This window comes from Buttiauxella selenatireducens (assembly GCF_031432975.1).
GTDB classification, from domain to species: Bacteria; Pseudomonadota; Gammaproteobacteria; order Enterobacterales; family Enterobacteriaceae; genus Buttiauxella; species Buttiauxella selenatireducens.
The window spans coordinates 2346424-2364628 of sequence record NZ_CP133838.1; the positions used below are offsets into that span (position 1 = coordinate 2346424).

The following is an 18205-nucleotide window of genomic DNA, read 5'->3' on the forward strand; positions in this document are numbered from 1 at the left end:
TGCATGCGGATTATCGCTTTCATTTTCAGATACCTTTGTCGTGTGAACTTGCGTACTAGTTAACTAGTTCGATGAATCAAAGTCAATAGCGATTTTTAGTTATCAGTGAATATCGTTATCATGAGCGGCGTTTTTCTTTTATTAGCACATCCGGAGCCATTTTGAGCGAACCAACACTTGCGGTGATTTACGACTTACATAGCCATACCACTGCGTCAGATGGCCTGCTAACACCTGAGGCGCTGGTGCAACGTGCTGTGGATATGCGTGTTGGTATTCTGGCCATTACTGACCATGACACAGTAGCCGGAATTGCTGCGGCAAGGGAAGCGATATCACGCCTCCAGCTACCTTTGCGTTTAATCAGTGGCGTGGAGATCTCCACCCTTTGGGAAAACCATGAAATCCATATCGTTGGCTTAGGTGTAGATGAACATCATCCGGCGCTGACTGCGTTTCTGGCCCAGCAAAGTGAGCGACGTGTACAACGTGCGGCGTTAATTGCTGAGCGGCTTGAAAAAGCGCACATCCCTGGGGCGCTTGAGGGGGCGATGCGCCATGCTAACGGTGGGGAAGTGACTCGCGGGCATTTCGCGCGGTTCCTGGTGGAGTGTGGTAAAGCCAATAATATGGCTGACGTGTTTAAGAAGTATCTCGCAAAAGGGAAAACCGGTTACGTTCCGCCTCAGTGGTGTACAATAGAACAAGCTATTGATGTGATTCATCATTCTGGCGGGCAGGCGGTTCTGGCACATCCAGGCCGTTATGACCTGACGGCTAAATGGCTGAAAAGATTGCTGGCGCAGTTTGCCGAAAGTGGTGGCGATGCAATGGAAGTCGCGCAGTGTCAGCAAGCCCCAAATGAGCGTACCCAACTTGCCAGCTATGCCCAGCAGTTTAATTTGCTGGCATCGCAGGGCTCCGATTTCCATATGCCGTGTGCGTGGATAGAGCTTGGACGCAAGCTTTGGCTACCGGCAGGTGTAGAACCTGTCTGGCAGAATTGGGGTAGCAGCCACATCGCAAAAGAGAGGGCAGTATGAGTCAATTTTTCTATATTCATCCAGATAATCCCCAGCAGCGCCTGATTAATCAGGCGGTGGAGATAGTTCGCAAAGGCGGCGTTATTGTTTACCCAACCGATTCGGGTTATGCGTTGGGCTGTAAAATTGAAGATAAATCGGCAATGGAACGTATTTGTCGTATTCGTCAGTTACCCAATGGACACAATTTCACCTTAATGTGCCGGGATTTATCGGAACTTTCGACCTACGCATTTGTGGATAACGTGGCGTTTCGCTTAATCAAAAATAACACGCCGGGTAATTACACATTTATTCTGAAAGGCACCAAAGAGGTCCCGCGACGTTTGTTGCAGGAAAAACGTAAGACCATCGGTTTGCGCGTACCTTCCAATCCTATAGCGTTAGCGCTTCTGGAAGTGTTGAACGAGCCTATGTTGTCGACTTCGCTGATGTTACCTGGCAGCGAATTTACGGAGTCAGATCCGGAAGAAATTAAAGATCGTCTTGAGAAGGTGGTCGATTTGGTTATCCACGGTGGATATCTTGGCCAGCAACCCACGACCGTAGTGGATTTAACCGATGATGCACCAGCGGTTATCCGCGAAGGCGTGGGTGACGCTAAACCTTTCTTATAAGTGCGTCTACGGCTATACTGTCCGGCCTAAAATGGGGCTGATGTGCCCCATTATCCCAATTCGACGCCTGTGAAGGCGACACCCGAGGAAGCTCAATGAGCGATAAGAGCGAAAAGTTACAAAAAGTCCTGGCTCGCGCCGGCCACGGTTCACGCCGTGAAATTGAAACCATTATTTCCGCAGGCCGCGTTAGTGTGGATGGCAAAGTTGCCACGCTGGGCGACCGTGTTGAAGTGACTCAGGCCCTGAAAATTCGTATCGATGGTCACCTGATCTCTATTAAAGAATCCGCAGAACAGATTTGCCGCGTACTGGCGTACTACAAGCCGGAAGGCGAATTGTGTACACGTAATGACCCGGAAGGGCGTCCAACGGTATTTGACCGTTTACCCAAACTGCGTGGTGCACGCTGGATTGCAGTCGGTCGTCTGGATGTAAATACCTGCGGACTGCTGTTATTCACAACTGACGGTGAGCTGGCAAACCGCCTGATGCACCCAAGCCGTGAAGTTGAACGTGAATATGCTGTGCGTGTATTCGGTCAGGTTGACGAAGACAAAGTGAAACAACTGGCGCGTGGCGTTCAGCTTGAAGATGGCCCTGCAGCGTTCAAAACCATCAAGTTTACCGGTGGTGAAGGTATTAACCAGTGGTACAACGTGACTCTGACTGAAGGCCGCAACCGTGAAGTTCGCCGTCTTTGGGAAGCAGTCGGCGTACAGGTTAGCCGTTTGATCCGTGTGCGTTACGGTGACATTCAGTTGCCAAAAGGCCTGCCGCGTGGTGGTTACACTGAACTCGATCTGGCTCCGACTAACTACCTGCGTAAATTGGTAGAGTTGCCAGAAGAAACAGAAAGTAAAGTTGCGGTTGAAAAAGACCGTCGTCGCATGAAGGCGAATCAAATTCGTCGTGCGGTAAAACGCCACACCCAAGTCACGGGTGGTGGCCGCCGCGGTGGACGCAGCAGCTAAAAAATCAAACCCCTCAAGCGAGGGGTTTTTTTTAATAATCGATACCGATTTGCGCTTTGACACCTGCATCAAATGCGTGCTTAACCGGTCGTAATTCACTGACCGTATCAGCGACTTCAAGAATATCCCGATGACATCCGCGGCCAGTCAGAATCACTGTTTGGTTCTCTGGGCGTTGTGTCAGTGCGGCTAGCACCTCTTCAAGCGGTAAGTAATCGTAAGCCACCATGTAAGTGATTTCGTCGAGGATAACCATATCAAGTGAGCTATCAGCGAGCATACGTTTTGCATGCTGCCACACTTCCGTACAGGCGGCGGTATCGGTTTCGCGGTTTTGCGTGTCCCAGGTAAAACCTGTCGCCATTACCTGAAACTCGACACCCAAGGGTTCGAGTAAATTACGTTCCCCATTCGGCCATTGGCCTTTGATGAACTGGATGACGCCGACTTTTTTACCGTGTCCTACCGCGCGCGAAGCTGTGCCAAACGCAGCGGTGGTTTTACCTTTCCCGTTTCCGGTAAAGACAATCAAAATGCCGCGTTCTTCTTGTGCTGCCGCCACACGCGCGTCTACTTTTTCTTTTTGTCGCTGCTGGCGTTGTTGATAACGATCTTCACTCATTCGGAAATTCCTGGTTTACGGTTGGGTTGCGCATCAAAGCTCATGCCTGTTTTACGGCGACTATCATCACCCATCAGCCATAAATAAAGCGGCATCAAATCTCGTGGCGTTTTCAGTTTGTCGGGGTCTTCGGTTGGAAATGCACTGGCGCGCATTGCGGTACGTGTTCCGCCTGGATTAATACAATTTACGCGCAGATTCTGTTGTTTATATTCTTCGGCCAACACCTGCATCATTCCCTCAGTGGCGAATTTCGACGCTGCGTAAGCTCCCCAACCCGCTCGCCCCTGGCGGCCGACACTGGAACTGGTAAACACCAGCGACCCTGAATCTGATTTCAGTAATAAAGGAAGCAGAGCCTGAGTCAGGAAAAAGGTGACATTGACATTAACCTGCATGACGTTTTGCCACGTTTGCGGATCTTGCTCATCCATTGGCCGAACATCGCCGAGGATCCCGGCATTGTGTAAAACGCCATCCAGACGAGGGATAAGCCCTGACAGTTTTTGTGCCAGATGCTGACAATTTTCAGGTGTAGCGGTAGCAAAATCCAGCACGAACCAATGCGGCTGGCCCCCGTAGCGGGTGGTGATCTCCTGGGCTGTGGTACGTAATTTTTCCTCATTACGACCTAATAGCACGAGGCTTGCCCCGTAACGTGCATAGGTTAAGGCGGCTTCTCGTCCGATGCCATCACTGGCACCTGTCACTAAGATGATGCGATTTTGCAGTAAGTCGGTTTTCGGTTGATAGTGCACTTTCAACTCCTCGCGCGATGCAAAGCTCGCGTCTTAATTCTCAGAAATGCCTGGGTTTACTTAGCCTTTAGGCTTTATGCCTGAAAGGGCTGGTTATTTCAATCAGGCAACAGGAGACAATACCTTTGATTAACATTTTGCAAAAGTTTCATTTTGCTAAAGCCGTTCAGGAATGCGCCTCGCAGCATTTATAGTTGGTTGCAGACGTGGAATCAGCGCTCGGTTACACTGGGCGCCAGGTATTAATGCTCTGAATGGAAGGCGGAAAGCGTGGATCTAATTGCAAACTATGGGCTGTTTTTGGCAAAAATTGTCACTGTCGTTGCTGCTATTGGCATTCTTGTCACGATTATCGTGAATGTGGCTGGGCGTAAAAAACATCAACGTGGGGAATTACGGCTCACCAATTTAAGTGAACAGTACCAGGAAATGCAGGAAGAAATGCAGGTGGCAAGGCTCGACAGCCATCAGCAAAAAATCTGGCATAAAGCTGAGAAGAAAAAACACAAACTCGAAGCAAAACAGGCTAAAGCCCGTGCTAAACGGGGTGAAAAGGTTATTTCCGATAAACCAACGCTTTATGTGTTGGATTTTAAAGGGAGTATGGATGCCCACGAAGTCACTTCTTTGCGTGAAGAGATAACGGCAGTGTTAGCCGTTGTGAAACCTGAGGATGAGGTTCTACTGAGGCTGGAAAGCCCTGGTGGCGTCGTGCATGGATATGGACTTGCGGCTTCGCAATTACAGCGCCTGCGTGACAACAAAGTGCGTCTGACGGTCGCTGTGGACAAAGTCGCGGCCAGCGGGGGTTACATGATGGCGTGTGTGGCAGACAAAATTGTCGCCGCACCGTTTTCTATTATTGGCTCAATTGGCGTCGTCGCACAGGTGCCAAACTTTCACCGCCTGCTAAAACGTAATGATATCGATGTTGAGCTGCATACGGCAGGGCAGTACAAACGCACATTGACACTGTTTGGTGAAAATACCGAGCAGGGTCGTGAGAAATTCCGTGAAGACCTGAATGAAACTCACCTGTTGTTTAAACAGTTTGTGCATGACATGCGTCCTTCTCTGGACATTGATTCAGTGGCCACAGGTGAGCATTGGTACGGTACGCAAGCGCTAGAGAAAGGCCTGATTGATGCGGTAAGCACCAGCGATGATTTACTGATTAATCTGATGAAAAATCATGAGGTCATTAATGTGCATTACACGCGCCGTAAAAAAATGATGGATCGTTTTACGGGGAGTGCGGCAAATAGCATTGATAGTCTGTTGCTGCGTTGGTGGCAACGTGGTGAAAAACCGTTGCTCTAAGCAAATTATTACTGAAAATGAAAACGAGGCCAAATGGCCTCGTTTTTACTTTAATCTTGCAGGTGATATTTATCGGCAAACACATGCGCAAGATGCTTAAACATATTAAAAATCGCGGTGCTTTTCCCGGTAGGTAAGCCTTGCTCATCAAGGAAGTATTCACCTTTGAACACCAGCACCCCGTTTTTTTGCTCTACATCCGTTGCTTCCATTCCGTGCATGAAATCTTCATGTTCGCGGATGACTTTATTGGCTTCAACGAGTAGCGATTGTTTATCGATAGGTTGAGTGGTCGGTTTCATGATTTCCTCCTTTAAAAACTGGCAGTAGTGTACTTCCGCTATACTGCAAAGGGCAATATTTCCCTGTAAACCTCGGGTGATTTAATCAGTTTACTGTTCTGGCAGGAATCGAAGTTGCATGCTAATAAAGTTGCGTAACTCATTTTATCAGGTAGAGTGTGACGCTTTCGCAAATCTGGCAACGGAATTGCTTGACATTCAACCAAACATCCGTCGTGCTATGACACCGATGTGAAAGGCTCGCTATCTCAATCACCTGCGTATGTTGGCGCAATCGGGTTGATGATGAAAAAAGAGTTGATATCCATTGGCGCTGTCGCAATATAGAAAAGCGAGTCGCCAGTGGAAGGTGTAACTAACGTGCGACGTTTTCTGGAAGAATTACATTAGGTAAAGGTGAATATGGGTAAAGCTCTCGTCATCGTTGAGTCCCCGGCAAAAGCCAAAACGATCAACAAATATCTCGGCAATGACTACGTGGTTAAATCCAGCGTCGGTCATATCCGTGATTTGCCGACCAGTGGATCAACCACCAAGAAGAGCGCTGACTCCGCCTCGACCAAAGGGACCAAAAAGGTCAAAAAGGATGAACGCGGCGCGCTCGTAAATCGTATGGGTGTCGATCCATGGCACAACTGGGAAGCACAATACGAAGTGCTGCCTGGTAAAGAAAAAGTGGTTTCAGAACTGAAGTCGCTGGCTGAAAAAGCAGACCATATCTATCTCGCAACCGACCTTGACCGCGAAGGGGAAGCCATTGCATGGCACCTGCGGGAAGTTATCGGTGGCGACGACACACGCTATAGCCGCGTTGTGTTTAACGAAATTACGAAAAATGCCATTCAACAGGCATTTGAAAAGCCGGGCGAATTGAACATCGACCGTGTTAACGCACAGCAAGCGCGTCGTTTTATGGACCGCGTTGTGGGTTACATGGTGTCGCCACTGCTGTGGAAGAAAATTGCCCGTGGTTTATCTGCCGGTCGCGTTCAGTCTGTTGCTGTGCGTCTGGTTGTTGACCGCGAACGCGAAATTAAAGCGTTCGTACCCGAAGAATATTGGGAAGTTGATGCGAATCTGACGACGCCGAAAGGTGACAGTCTGCCGGTTCAGGTCAGCCACCATAAAGACAAACCGTTCCGTCCGGTTAACCGCGAGCAGACCATGTCTGCGGTTAGCGAACTGGAAAAAGCACGTTATTCCGTGCTTGAGCGTGAAGATAAACCAACCAGCAGCAAACCTGGTGCGCCGTTTATTACCTCCACGTTGCAGCAGGCTGCAAGTACCCGTCTTGGTTTTGGCGTGAAGAAAACCATGATGATGGCTCAGCGTCTGTATGAAGCGGGTCATATTACTTACATGCGTACCGACTCAACCAACTTGAGCCAGGATGCAGTGAGCATGGTGCGTGGTTATATCGAGGAGAATTTCGGTAAGAAATATCTTCCAGCTGCCGCGAACCAGTATTCCAGCAAAGAAAACTCGCAAGAAGCGCACGAAGCGATTCGTCCTTCTGACGTGGGTGTGGTTGCCGAGTCGCTCAAGGATATGGAAGCTGACGCGCAAAAACTTTACCAGCTGATCTGGCGTCAGTTTGTTGCGTGTCAAATGACACCTGCACAATACGACTCCACCACCTTAACGGTGCAGGCGGGTGATTTCCGTCTTAAAACGCGTGGCCGTACGCTGCGTTTTGATGGCTGGACTAAGGTCATGCCTGCGCTGCGCAAGGGAGACGAAGACCGTACATTGCCAGCTGTTGAGCAGGGTGATGAACTGGCGCTTGTTGACGTCGTACCGGGGCAACACTTTACTAAACCACCTGCTCGTTTTAGCGAAGCTTCGTTGGTAAAAGAGTTAGAAAAACGAGGTATCGGCCGTCCGTCTACTTACGCATCAATCATTTCCACTATCCAGGATCGTGGCTATGTGCGTGTAGAGAACCGCCGTTTCTATGCTGAAAAAATGGGTGAAATTGTTACCGATCGCCTGGAAGAAAACTTCCGTGAGCTGATGAATTACGATTTTACCGCGCAAATGGAAAGCAGCCTCGACCAGGTAGCCAATAATCAGGCTGAGTGGAAAGGGGTTCTGGATAACTTCTTCAGTGATTTCAGTGAGCAGCTTGGTAAAGCTGAGCTGGATCCAGAAGAAGGCGGTATGCGTCCAAACCAAATGGTTCTGACAAGCATCGATTGCCCAACGTGTAGCCGTCAAATGGGTATCCGTACCGCCAGTACCGGCGTGTTCCTGGGTTGCTCCGGTTATGCATTGCCAGTTAAAGAGCGCTGCAAAACCACCATTAACCTGGTGCCGGAAAACGAAGTCCTCAACGTACTTGAAGGGGATGACGCGGAAACCAACGCTCTGCGCGCGAAACGTCGCTGTACTAAATGCGGTACCGCGATGGACAGCTACCTGATTGATCCAAAACGTAAACTACACGTGTGTGGTAATAACCCAACGTGTGACGGTTACGAGATCGAAGAGGGTGAGTTCCGCATCAAAGGTTATGACGGCCCAATCGTTGAATGTGAGAAATGTGGTTCTGAAATGCACCTGAAAATGGGTCGTTTTGGTAAGTACATGGCGTGTACGAACGACGATTGTAAAAATACCCGTAAGATCCTGCGTAATGGCGATGTGGCTCCACCGAAGGAAGATCCCGTTCCATTACCAGAACTGCCTTGCGAGAAGTCAGACGCTTACTTTGTATTGCGCGATGGTGCGGCGGGTGTTTTCCTTGCGGCAAACACATTCCCTAAATCTCGTGAAACACGTGCGCCACTGGTTGAAGAACTGTACCGCTTCCGCGATCGCTTGCCAGAAAAACTGCGTTATCTGGCAGATGCCCCACAGCAAGATGCTGAAGGTAACAAAGCGGTTGTGCGCTTTAGCCGTAAAACTAAGCAGCAGTATGTTTCTTCCGAAAAAGAAGGCAAAGCGACCGGTTGGTCAGCGTTCTTTGTGGATGGTAAGTGGGTTGAAGGGAAGAAATAACTCTCTTTAACATTGAAAGCCGGAACCTGTGTTCCGGCTTTTTTATATCTGCTTATATAACCTGATTATTATTTTTTCTTTCAAACTATACAAATAGGGTATAACTGATATAGTGGCTGTAATGAATTTTACCTTGTCTGAATCCCCGCCGTTGTTTGTGTCGGGGCTGTTTTTACTGCGGATGGAACGCCATGAAACTACAGCAACTTCGTTATATCGTAGAGGTGGTGAATCACAACCTCAACGTCTCGTCGACGGCAGAAGGGCTTTATACTTCGCAACCGGGGATCAGTAAACAAGTTCGGATGTTGGAAGATGAACTGGGTATTCAGATCTTTGCGCGCAGTGGCAAACACTTGACGCAAGTGACGCCTGCCGGGCAAGAGATTATCCGGATTGCCCGCGAAGTGCTGTCTAAAGTTGATGCGATTAAGTCGGTCGCCGGTGAACATACCTGGCCCGATAAAGGTTCTTTGTACGTCGCCACGACACACACGCAAGCGCGCTACGCGTTGCCAAATGTGATTAAAGGCTTTATTGAACGTTATCCTCGTGTCTCGCTGCATATGCATCAGGGCTCGCCGACGCAAATTGCGGAAGCGGTGTCTAAGGGCAATGCGGACTTTGCGATAGCGACAGAAGCATTGCATCTTTACGATGATTTGGTGATGTTACCGTGTTATCACTGGAACCGTTCGATTGTCGTGACGCCAGACCATCCGTTAGCATCGAAAGAGTCCGTCTCAATTGAAGAGTTGGCGCAATATCCGTTAGTCACGTATACCTTCGGCTTTACTGGGCGTTCTGAATTAGACACTGCGTTTAATCGCGCAGGGTTAACGCCGCGTATCGTCTTTACCGCAACAGACGCCGATGTGATTAAAACCTACGTGCGTTTGGGGTTAGGCGTGGGCGTAATTGCCAGTATGGCGGTTGATCCCGTTTCTGATCCGGATCTGGTCCGTATCGAAGCGCAGGGTGTATTTAGCCACAGCACCACCAAAATTGGTTTCCGTCGCAGTACATTCTTGCGCAGTTATATGTATGATTTTATTCAGCGTTTTGCGCCGCATATGACTCGTGATGTTGTTGATACCGCAGTCGCATTGCGCTCTAACGAAGATATTGAAGCCATGTTTAAAGATATTAAATTGCCCGCAAAATAATATCGTCAGGTATCTTTTCCCAGGGGAAAGATACCTTTTCTCATTTGCAATTAAGAATATGTTTCAATCCGCCTGATAATTAATATCCCGCCAGATCTTTATTAACCATGAATTATAAGTGGTTAATCTGTCTCAATTAAGAGACAAACGTAGATAATAATTAACCACCCTGCAAATTTAATCTTTCAATTATTTATTTGAGGTCAAAAGATTAAATCTTTTCCTGCAATTGGTAAGCAATTTCTCTGGCTTTTGTACTAGAGTTTCTTTAGGATTTATCCCAGCTGGCGATTAATTCTACCGATTGTTTGGGTTTTTATGATAAGTGGTGCCGATTGTATGAGGTTAGCAATGCCTTCTGGAAGTGAAGAACCGCAGATGGAATCAGGGCTTAAACGTAAAGCCTGGATAGCGGTGTTTCTCGTATCAGGCCTGTTTTGGCTAGTCGTTGCGCTGGCAGCGTGGATTTACTGGGGGTAAACATGACAACCCTGACACAGATGCAAGCACAGAAAACTGTACGTCAGCAAGATGAAAAACCACAGCAAGAGGCGAAGTCTGACGACGTTCAGATTCCAGAATCGTGGCAACTGACTCAACAACAAAAAGAGTTCATCGAACTGTTTTCAACAGATGATCATATAAAACAATAATCATTCTTTTCGTTCACCTTTATTTAACTTGCGGTTAATCACACTTTTTTATTAATTGTGACTAGTCGCTCACTCTTTACTTCATCGCTACACACAGCAATATTCAACGAGATTGAGTTTTTATTCAGTCCCGGTGTTTTCATAAAGTGGTTATCCGAAATATGAGAGTGACTTATGAATATTCACTGTAGCGTCAAGTACTGGTCGTGGTTGAGCGTATTTACCGTTTCGTTTGTTTTTTGGGCGCAAATGGCCTGGATGCTGACAAACTAATTATCTTCGACACCCTGGCCTGCTGCCCGGGTGTAAATCCATTCATCCTCCCGCTTTACATCCTCTGATTTATCAATTCGGGTTGTTATCAAATCGTTACGACATCTTTGTGTTATCTTTAATACTGTCCCTGATCTTCATCCGGGATACCGCGATCCTAAGAAATTTAAGGAGGAGCTATGTCGTTAACCCTACGCGAGGCCAGTAAGGACACTCTACAGGCGCTGAATAAAACCTATCACTATTACAGCTTGCCACTGGCCGCAAAGGAACTTGGGGATATCACCCGTTTACCCAAGTCGTTAAAAGTTCTGCTTGAAAACCTGCTGCGCTGGCAGGATGAAAACTCCGTTACTCAAGACGATATTCAAGCTTTGGCCGGTTGGCTGAAAAATGCCCATGCCGATCGCGAAATAGCTTATCGCCCCGCACGTGTATTGATGCAAGATTTTACCGGTGTTCCCGCCGTTGTGGATTTAGCCGCGATGCGCGAAGCGGTAAAACGTCTTGGCGGCGATGTCGCCAAAGTCAATCCGCTTTCCCCCGTTGATCTTGTTATAGACCACTCCGTGACCGTCGATCATTTCGGTGATAACGATGCTTTCGAGGAAAACGTGCGCCTCGAAATGGAACGTAACCACGAGCGATATGTTTTCCTGCGCTGGGGCCAACAGGCATTCAGTCGTTTTAGCGTAGTGCCACCTGGCACCGGGATCTGCCACCAGGTGAACCTGGAATATCTTGGTAAAGCGGTGTGGAGTGAAATGCAGGGCGATGACCTGATCGCCTATCCGGACACGCTGGTCGGTACGGATTCCCACACCACCATGATTAACGGCCTTGGCGTATTGGGGTGGGGCGTTGGGGGTATTGAAGCTGAAGCTGCCATGCTAGGTCAGCCAGTTTCAATGCTTATCCCGGATGTTGTCGGGTTTAAACTTGATGGTAAGTTGCGCGAAGGCATTACTGCGACAGACCTGGTTTTGACGGTTACGCAAATGCTGCGTAAGCATGGCGTTGTCGGGAAATTTGTCGAATTTTATGGTGATGGGCTTGACTCTCTACCGCTGGCAGACCGCGCCACTATTGCCAATATGGCGCCTGAATATGGTGCGACCTGTGGTTTCTTCCCGATTGATGCGGTGACACTCGATTACATGCGTTTAAGTGGGCGCAGCGAAGAACAAATCGCGCTGGTTGAAGCTTATGCGAAAGTGCAGGGGATGTGGCGAAACACCGGCGATGAACCGATATTTACCAGCACCCTTGCACTGGATATGAATAAAGTTGAAGCCAGTCTTGCCGGGCCGAAACGCCCGCAAGATCGTGTCTCGCTGAGTGACGTGCCGAAAGCGTTTAACGCCAGCAATGAACTCGAACTCAATACGTCGCAAAAAGACCGGGCTCCGGTTAATTACACGATGGCCGGGCATGAGTATCAGCTACCCGATGGTGCGGTCGTCATTTCCGCAATTACGTCGTGTACTAATACTTCAAACCCCAGTGTTCTGATGGCCGCAGGGCTGTTGGCGAAAAAAGCCGTGACATTAGGATTGAAACGTCAGCCGTGGGTGAAAGCGTCTTTGGCTCCGGGTTCTAAAGTCGTTTCAGATTACCTGGCAAAAGCGGGATTAACACCTTATCTCGATGCGCTTGGTTTTAATCTGGTGGGTTATGGCTGCACGACGTGCATTGGTAACTCAGGTCCGCTGCCTGACCCCATTGAACAAGCCATCAAGAAGGGCGACCTGACTGTGGGTGCGGTGCTATCCGGTAACCGTAACTTTGAAGGGCGCATCCACCCGCTCGTGAAAACAAACTGGCTGGCTTCGCCGCCGCTGGTGGTGGCCTACGCACTGGCTGGGAACATGAATGTTAACCTGACCACCGATCCGCTGGGGCATGATAAAAAGGGCGATCCGGTTTATCTCAAAGATATTTGGCCGAGCAGCCAGGAGATTGCCCGTGCCGTTGCGCAAGTTACAACCGAAATGTTCCGCAAAGAGTATGCGGAAGTGTTCGAAGGCACACCAGAATGGCGCAATATTGAAGTGGCTCACTCCGATACTTACGGTTGGCAGAGTGATTCTACTTACATTCGGCTGTCGCCATTCTTTGATGATATGGAAGCTGCGCCTAAACCTTTGCAGGATATCCATGGCGCGCGCGTGCTGGCCATGCTGGGTGATTCGGTCACCACTGACCATATCTCTCCAGCAGGGAGCATCAAGCCTGATAGCCCCGCTGGGCGTTACCTGCAAAATCACGGGGTTGAACGAAAAGAGTTTAACTCCTACGGTTCGCGTCGTGGCAACCATGAAGTAATGATGCGCGGGACATTTGCCAACATCCGTATCCGCAACGAGATGGTGCCGGGAGTGGAAGGTGGCATGACACGCATGCTACCGGGAGACGAGGTGATTTCGATTTATGATGCCGCGATGCGTTATCGGGATAAAGGTATTCCGTTGGCGGTGTTTGCCGGCAAGGAGTATGGCTCGGGTTCCAGTCGCGACTGGGCAGCAAAAGGGCCGCGTTTGTTAGGCGTACGAGTGGTCATTGCGGAATCCTTTGAACGAATTCACCGTTCTAACCTGATTGGCATGGGCATACTTCCGTTGGAATTCCCTGAAGGTGTGACGCGCAAAACGTTAGGTCTGACTGGCGAGGAGTTTATTGATATCAGTGGCCTCAATGACCTTAAACCGGGCATTTCGGTGCCGGTATCTTTGACTTTTGAGGACGGCAGAACAGAGGTGATTCAGTGCCGTTGCCGTATTGATACCGGCAATGAACTGACGTATTTCAAAAACGACGGCATTTTGCATTACGTGATTCGTAACATGCTGAACTAGCGAAAATTCTCCCCAGCGATGGGGGAGAAAATCACTTAATCTTTCGACAGCAAGTGGCCCATTTTAGCGGCTTTGGTATCCAGATAATGTGCGTTTTTCGGGTTACGGCCCACGATGAGCGGCACGCGTTCAACAATATTAATTCCCGCTTCGCTGAGAATTTCTACCTTGCTTGGGTTGTTGGTCAGCAAGCGAACGGCATCGATACCCAATAACTTAAACATATCAGCACAGAGAGTGAAGTCACGCTCATCGGCGGCAAAACCGAGTTGGTGGTTGGCTTCAACCGTATCGTAGCCCTTATCTTGCAAGGCATAGGCGCGGATTTTATTAAGTAAACCAATATTGCGGCCTTCCTGGCGGTGATACAACAGTACGCCACGACCTTCTTCGGCAATTTGGCTTAATGCAGCTTCAAGCTGAAAACCACAATCGCAGCGCAGGCTGAATAGGGCATCGCCCGTCAGACACTCTGAATGTACACGCGCCAAAACAGAATCATTTCCGTTTACATCACCAAAAACCAAAGCAACGTGATCTTGCCCGGTTGCCAGTTCTTCAAAACCCACCATCAGGAAATCGCCCCATGGGGTTGGCAGTTTGGCCTCTGCCACACGTTTAAGCTGCATGTGATTCTCCAGGTACTTATCGTGGCACTCAGGGTGCCTGCCAGCAGACTGGCTTGTTTAATTACTACTGCTTAGTTTGCCACAACGCCGACCACTTCGCCTAATAGACTGGGCAGACTCCTATTTTTACCCTTTGTGCGACTTCCCGTTTTCCCTTCGGTGCGGTTTATCGGGTATCCTTGAGATTCAAAAAGCATAAGGATAAGCAATGCGAGCAATAGCAAAACGAACAACAATGGGTGCTGGATTATTGTTAGTCATGCCTTTAGCCGTGTGGATCTCAGGTTGGCAGTGGGTTCCGGGTGCGCAGGGAAGTTGGCTTAAAATGATGTATTGGATGACGGAAACCGTTACCCAACCCTGGGGCATCATTACCCACGTTTTGTTGTGCGGTTGGTTCTTATGGTGTCTAAGGTTTCGCCTAAAAGCTGCGCTCATGCTGTTTGCGATACTCGGTGCGGCTATTCTTATTGGGCAGGGGGTTAAATCTGTCATTAAAGATGAAGTGCAAGAACCGCGTCCTTTTGTGGTATGGCTTGAAAAAACTCAACATATTCCTACAGATGAGTTCTACAATTTAAAGCGTATGCAGCGTAGCGAGTTGGTGAAAAACCAGCTTGAATCGCAGCAGGAAATACCGGGATGGTTGCGTCAGCACTGGCAAAAAGAGACCGGTTTTGCATTCCCGTCAGGGCATACAATGTTTGCGGCAAGTTGGGCATTATTAGGTGTCGGGTTGCTGTGGCCACGTCGACGTACCTGGACCATTGCATTGCTGTTAGTGTGGGCTACAGGGGTGATGGGCAGCCGATTAGTGCTCGGAATGCATTGGCCACGAGACTTGGTGGTTGCCACGCTCATCTCTTGGGTGTTGATAACATTGGCAACCTGGCTTGCTCAGAAACTGTGCGGTCCGTTATCTCCACCGCCGCAAGAAGCTGACGAAATAGCCGAAAGGGATGCTGAGCCTTGAGATTATTGATTTAACCCCCATTTCTTATGAATTGAACGTCGCTAATGGATTCCACGAGCAACCGGGAAATGGTAGTTTATATAGTTGGAAAAACATTAGCGCTTAATTTATCCCCATCATCCATCAAGCTGTAGGGGCGCTGGCATACTCACTTACCCGAATCACGTACGAAAGTCAGTTCGTTGGGGTAAGTTAACTTGCCGCCTACCTGAAACTCGAAAGCGAATGGGTTTAGTCGCGTAAGACCACATAACGGGAAGTAATGTGAAATATTTATTCATTTTCTTACTGGTGCTAGCGATTTTTGTGATTTCAGTCACTTTGGGCGCGCAAAACGATCAGGTTGTTAATTTCAACTACCTGTTGGCACAAGGCGAATATCGTGTCTCCACATTACTGGCGACTCTTTTTGCTGCCGGTTTTTTGCTTGGCTGGCTTATTTGTGGCCTGTTTTGGTTGCGTTTGCGTGTTTCGCTGGCACGCGCCGATCGTAAGATCAAACGCCTTGAGCAGCAAATTACGACGGATTCTGACGCCATAGCAGCGGCTGTACCGGCTGTTAAGGAATAACCTGCCATGCTGGAATTGTTGTTTCTGCTGTTGCCTATCGCCGCCGCTTACGGCTGGTATATGGGACGCAGAAGCGCGCATCAAGATAAGCAACAAGAAGCTAATCGCCTGTCACGTGACTATGTGGCGGGGGTTAACTTCTTGCTGTCGAACCAGCAAGATAAAGCTGTAGATCTCTTTCTCGACATGCTCAAAGAGGATACCAGCACCGTTGAGGCTCACCTCACGCTGGGTAACCTGTTCCGCTCTCGTGGTGAAGTTGACCGCGCCATTCGTATCCACCAATCATTAATGGAAAGTGCCTCGTTAACTTACGAACAACGCTTGTTGGCAGTGCAACAGTTGGGTCGTGACTATATGGCTGCTGGCCTGTATGACCGCGCAGAAGATATGTTCGCGCAACTGATAGACGAAACCGATTTCCGCATTGGCGCGTTACAACAGTTGCTGCTTATCCATCAGGCTACCAGCGACTGGCAAAAAGCCATCGATGTGGCCGAGCGCCTGGTTAAACTTGGCAAAGATAAACAACGTACTGAAATTGCCCATTTCTATTGCGAACAGGCGCTGCAATTGATGGCCAGTGACGACCTTGATCGCGCCATGTCTCTGCTCAAAAAGGGCGCTGCTGCCGACAAAAATTGCGCCCGTGTTTCTATCATGATGGGCCGCATCTTTATGGCGCGTAATGAATACACGAAAGCCGTTGAATTGCTCCAACGCGTTATCGATCAAGATAGCGAGCTCGTCAGTGAAACTCTCGAAATGCTGCAAACCTGCTACCTGCAGTTAGACAAAACGCAGGAGTGGGAAACATTCTTGAAACGTTGTGTTGAAGAGAACACCGGTGCGGGTGCTGAGCTGATGCTTGCCGAGATCCTTGAGCGTAAAGAAGGCTCGGAGGTGGCTCAGGTTTATATTAACCGCCAGCTTCAGCGTCACCCAACCATGCGTGTGTTCCATCGGCTGATGGATTACCACCTACAAGAGGCAGAAGAAGGGCGCGCGAAAGAGAGTCTGATGGTGCTGCGTGACATGGTCGGCGAACAAGTTCGTACCAAACCACGTTATCGCTGCCAGAAATGTGGCTTCACTGCTTTTACACTTTACTGGCACTGCCCATCTTGCCGGGCCTGGTCAACGATTAAACCGATTCGTGGGTTAGACGGTCAATAACGGGCAAAGTGCGCTCATTTATAAAAAAACGCCGCACTTTAGTTACAACATACTTATAGTTACTATGACCAGCCACTCTGAAGCACCGTGCTGTTTATGCTTAGCAAGGTACAATGGCAACTGTAATTTTGTGTCTACCGCGGGTAGAATGCTTGCCGTTTATCTCTTGCGCCGCAATGCTGCCCAACATCAGAAGGTTTAGCCATGAATTCAACTGCATCCTCCTCCTCCCGTGTTGCTACCGATTCTCCAATTGTCGTCGCACTTGATTACGATAATCGCGATAAAGCCTTAGCTTTCATTGACCGTATCGACCCGCGTGATTGCCGCCTGAAAGTGGGCAAAGAGATGTTTACTCTGTTTGGACCGCAGTTGGTGCGTGATATCCAGCAATGTGGCTTTGATGTATTCCTCGATTTGAAATTTCACGATATCCCAAACACCACTGCACGTGCAGTCGCTGCTGCTGCGGAACTAGGCGTATGGATGGTGAACGTGCATGCCAGCGGTGGGGCGCGCATGATGAGCGCTGCGCGTGAAGTATTGCTGCCATTTGGCAAAGATGCACCGCTGCTGATTGCGGTGACCGTTCTGACCAGTATGGAAGCCAGCGATCTGGCGGATCTTGGTATTACGTCAACGCCTGCTGAATATGCTGAGCGGTTAGCTCGTTTAACGCAAAGTTGTGGTCTGGATGGTGTGGTTTGTTCTGCGCAAGAAGCGGTACGCTTCAAAAGCGAACTGGGGCAGGGTTTCAAATTAGTCACCCCCGGTATCCGTCCGGTTGGAAGTGATGCCGGTGATCAACGCCGTATCATGACACCACAACAAGCACAGACTGCGGGTGTGGACTTCATGGTGATTGGACGCCCGATCACCCAATCTGCTGATCCCGCCCAAACTCTGCGTGACATCCGCGTTTCACTACAGCAGGGGGCGTGATGAAGGACGATAACAGTCGTTTAGTTTACTCAACCGAGAGTGGACGTATTGATGAGCCTAAAACAGCACCTGTTCGGCCAAAAGGGGACGGTGTAGTGCGTATCCAACGCCAGACCAGCGGGCGCAAGGGTAAGGGCGTGTGCCTGATAACCGGTATCGATGCCGATGATGCGGAATTAGCGACACTTGCAGCAGAGCTTAAAAAGAAATGCGGCTGCGGTGGTTCGCTAAAAGAGGGTGTGATTGAAATTCAGGGCGACAAACGCGATCTGATAAAATCTCTGCTGGAAGCGAAGGGAATGAAAGTTAAATTTGCAGGCGGTTGATTCGTA

The 18205-nt window shown here is 49.1% G+C and carries 19 protein-coding genes and 1 other annotated feature (1 of these 20 cut by a window edge); of the genes, 15 read left to right on the forward strand and 4 right to left on the reverse strand.

What is annotated here, in order from left to right; all coding sequences use genetic code 11:
* Window positions 1-2: a sequence feature (Trp leader region), on the reverse strand; it reaches 96 nt to the left of the window's first position.
* Window positions 3-140: 138 nt separating this feature from the next.
* The 3 genes from rnm to rluB all read left to right on the forward strand — a co-directional run bounded on the left by rnm (window position 141) and on the right by rluB (window position 2634).
* Window positions 141-1043 carry an RNase RNM gene (rnm, locus tag RHD99_RS10830; protein WP_374708485.1) on the forward strand — a complete coding sequence of 301 codons (903 nt, stop codon included), beginning with the start codon at window positions 141-143 and terminating at the stop codon, window positions 1041-1043.
* Window positions 1040-1660, forward strand: a complete 621-nt coding sequence (locus RHD99_RS10835; RefSeq protein ID WP_309878756.1) for an L-threonylcarbamoyladenylate synthase — start codon at window positions 1040-1042, stop codon at window positions 1658-1660. The genes rnm and RHD99_RS10835 overlap by 4 nt, the downstream gene beginning before the upstream one ends.
* A 95-nt stretch (window positions 1661-1755) precedes the next feature.
* Complete coding sequence (gene rluB, locus RHD99_RS10840) at window positions 1756-2634, forward strand: 23S rRNA pseudouridine(2605) synthase RluB (protein ID WP_183269384.1); 879 nt, start codon at window positions 1756-1758, stop codon at window positions 2632-2634.
* 31 nt (window positions 2635-2665) lie between these two features.
* Here the strand turns inward: rluB and cobO are convergent, their stop codons facing one another.
* Window positions 2666-3256 carry a cob(I)yrinic acid a,c-diamide adenosyltransferase gene (gene cobO, locus RHD99_RS10845; RefSeq protein WP_309878757.1) on the reverse strand — a complete coding sequence of 197 codons (591 nt, stop codon included), beginning with the start codon at window positions 3254-3256 and terminating at the stop codon, window positions 2666-2668.
* Window positions 3253-4014: a YciK family oxidoreductase gene (locus tag RHD99_RS10850; protein WP_309878758.1), complete on the reverse strand. Its 762-nt coding sequence runs from the start codon at window positions 4012-4014 to the stop codon at window positions 3253-3255. Before RHD99_RS10850 ends, cobO begins: the two co-directional genes overlap by 4 nt.
* Window positions 4015-4284: 270 nt before the next feature.
* On the opposite strand from RHD99_RS10850, the gene sohB reads away from it, so the two are divergent.
* On the forward strand, window positions 4285-5334 hold the full coding sequence (gene sohB / locus RHD99_RS10855) for a protease SohB (RefSeq protein ID WP_183269381.1): 1050 nt from the start codon (window positions 4285-4287) through the stop codon (window positions 5332-5334).
* Window positions 5335-5384: 50 nt separating this feature from the next.
* On the opposite strand, the gene RHD99_RS10860 is transcribed toward sohB, so the two are convergent.
* Window positions 5385-5636, reverse strand: coding sequence for a YciN family protein (locus RHD99_RS10860; RefSeq protein ID WP_183269380.1), 252 nt, complete (start codon window positions 5634-5636; stop codon window positions 5385-5387).
* 402 nt (window positions 5637-6038) lie between these two features.
* Between RHD99_RS10860 and topA the strand changes: the two genes are divergently transcribed.
* From topA to acnA, 6 genes are all read left to right on the forward strand, one after another.
* The gene (gene topA / locus RHD99_RS10865; protein ID WP_309878759.1) at window positions 6039-8636 is read left to right on the forward strand and encodes a type I DNA topoisomerase; all 2598 of its coding nucleotides are present in this window, start codon (window positions 6039-6041) and stop codon (window positions 8634-8636) included.
* A gap of 191 nt (window positions 8637-8827) precedes the next feature.
* Window positions 8828-9802 carry an HTH-type transcriptional regulator CysB gene (cysB, locus tag RHD99_RS10870; RefSeq protein WP_309878760.1) on the forward strand — a complete coding sequence of 325 codons (975 nt, stop codon included), beginning with the start codon at window positions 8828-8830 and terminating at the stop codon, window positions 9800-9802.
* Window positions 9803-10153: 351 nt separating this feature from the next.
* Window positions 10154-10282, forward strand: coding sequence for a YmiA family putative membrane protein (locus RHD99_RS10875; RefSeq protein ID WP_221200559.1), 129 nt, complete (start codon window positions 10154-10156; stop codon window positions 10280-10282).
* A 2-nt stretch (window positions 10283-10284) separates the two neighbouring features.
* On the forward strand, window positions 10285-10455 hold the full coding sequence (locus tag RHD99_RS10880; protein WP_183269377.1) for a YciX family protein: 171 nt from the start codon (window positions 10285-10287) through the stop codon (window positions 10453-10455).
* A gap of 174 nt (window positions 10456-10629) precedes the next feature.
* Entirely contained in the window at window positions 10630-10728 is a 99-nt protein-coding gene (ymiC, locus tag RHD99_RS10885) for a small membrane protein YmiC (RefSeq protein WP_309878761.1), read from the forward strand.
* Window positions 10729-10907: 179 nt separating this feature from the next.
* Complete coding sequence (gene acnA / locus RHD99_RS10890) at window positions 10908-13583, forward strand: aconitate hydratase AcnA (protein WP_309878762.1); 2676 nt, start codon at window positions 10908-10910, stop codon at window positions 13581-13583.
* 35 nt (window positions 13584-13618) lie between these two features.
* Here the strand turns inward: acnA and ribA are convergent, their stop codons facing one another.
* Window positions 13619-14212, reverse strand: coding sequence for a GTP cyclohydrolase II (gene ribA, locus RHD99_RS10895; RefSeq protein WP_183269375.1), 594 nt, complete (start codon window positions 14210-14212; stop codon window positions 13619-13621).
* A gap of 208 nt (window positions 14213-14420) precedes the next feature.
* Between ribA and pgpB the strand changes: the two genes are divergently transcribed.
* The 5 genes from pgpB to yciH all read left to right on the forward strand — a co-directional run bounded on the left by pgpB (window position 14421) and on the right by yciH (window position 18199).
* A complete protein-coding gene (pgpB, locus tag RHD99_RS10900) occupies window positions 14421-15185 on the forward strand; it encodes a phosphatidylglycerophosphatase B (RefSeq protein ID WP_309878764.1) in 765 nt (254 codons plus the stop codon).
* 264 nt (window positions 15186-15449) lie between these two features.
* A complete protein-coding gene (locus RHD99_RS10905; protein ID WP_183269373.1) occupies window positions 15450-15755 on the forward strand; it encodes a LapA family protein in 306 nt (101 codons plus the stop codon).
* A 6-nt stretch (window positions 15756-15761) separates the two neighbouring features.
* The gene (gene lapB, locus RHD99_RS10910; RefSeq protein WP_309878765.1) at window positions 15762-16931 is read left to right on the forward strand and encodes a lipopolysaccharide assembly protein LapB; all 1170 of its coding nucleotides are present in this window, start codon (window positions 15762-15764) and stop codon (window positions 16929-16931) included.
* 204 nt (window positions 16932-17135) lie between these two features.
* The gene (pyrF, locus tag RHD99_RS10915) at window positions 17136-17873 is read left to right on the forward strand and encodes an orotidine-5'-phosphate decarboxylase (RefSeq protein ID WP_309878766.1); all 738 of its coding nucleotides are present in this window, start codon (window positions 17136-17138) and stop codon (window positions 17871-17873) included.
* On the forward strand, window positions 17873-18199 hold the full coding sequence (yciH, locus tag RHD99_RS10920; protein WP_309878768.1) for a stress response translation initiation inhibitor YciH: 327 nt from the start codon (window positions 17873-17875) through the stop codon (window positions 18197-18199). The genes pyrF and yciH overlap by 1 nt, the downstream gene beginning before the upstream one ends.
* Window positions 18200-18205 lie beyond the last annotated feature (6 nt).

Coding starts and splice junctions, on each gene's coding strand:
- RHD99_RS10835 (WP_309878756.1), top strand. CDS start 1,040: ATGAGTCAATTTTTCTATATTCATCCAGATAATCCCCAGCAGCGCCTG.
- rluB (WP_183269384.1), top strand. CDS start 1,756: ATGAGCGATAAGAGCGAAAAGTTACAAAAAGTCCTGGCTCGCGCCGGC.
- cobO (WP_309878757.1), bottom strand. CDS start 3,256: ATGAGTGAAGATCGTTATCAACAACGCCAGCAGCGACAAAAAGAAAAA.
- RHD99_RS10860 (WP_183269380.1), bottom strand. CDS start 5,636: ATGAAACCGACCACTCAACCTATCGATAAACAATCGCTACTCGTTGAA.
- topA (WP_309878759.1), top strand. CDS start 6,039: ATGGGTAAAGCTCTCGTCATCGTTGAGTCCCCGGCAAAAGCCAAAACG.
- cysB (WP_309878760.1), top strand. CDS start 8,828: ATGAAACTACAGCAACTTCGTTATATCGTAGAGGTGGTGAATCACAAC.
- RHD99_RS10875 (WP_221200559.1), top strand. CDS start 10,154: ATGCCTTCTGGAAGTGAAGAACCGCAGATGGAATCAGGGCTTAAACGT.
- RHD99_RS10880 (WP_183269377.1), top strand. CDS start 10,285: ATGACAACCCTGACACAGATGCAAGCACAGAAAACTGTACGTCAGCAA.
- ymiC (WP_309878761.1), top strand. CDS start 10,630: ATGAATATTCACTGTAGCGTCAAGTACTGGTCGTGGTTGAGCGTATTT.
- acnA (WP_309878762.1), top strand. CDS start 10,908: ATGTCGTTAACCCTACGCGAGGCCAGTAAGGACACTCTACAGGCGCTG.
- ribA (WP_183269375.1), bottom strand. CDS start 14,212: ATGCAGCTTAAACGTGTGGCAGAGGCCAAACTGCCAACCCCATGGGGC.
- pgpB (WP_309878764.1), top strand. CDS start 14,421: ATGCGAGCAATAGCAAAACGAACAACAATGGGTGCTGGATTATTGTTA.
- lapB (WP_309878765.1), top strand. CDS start 15,762: ATGCTGGAATTGTTGTTTCTGCTGTTGCCTATCGCCGCCGCTTACGGC.
- pyrF (WP_309878766.1), top strand. CDS start 17,136: ATGAATTCAACTGCATCCTCCTCCTCCCGTGTTGCTACCGATTCTCCA.
- yciH (WP_309878768.1), top strand. CDS start 17,873: ATGAAGGACGATAACAGTCGTTTAGTTTACTCAACCGAGAGTGGACGT.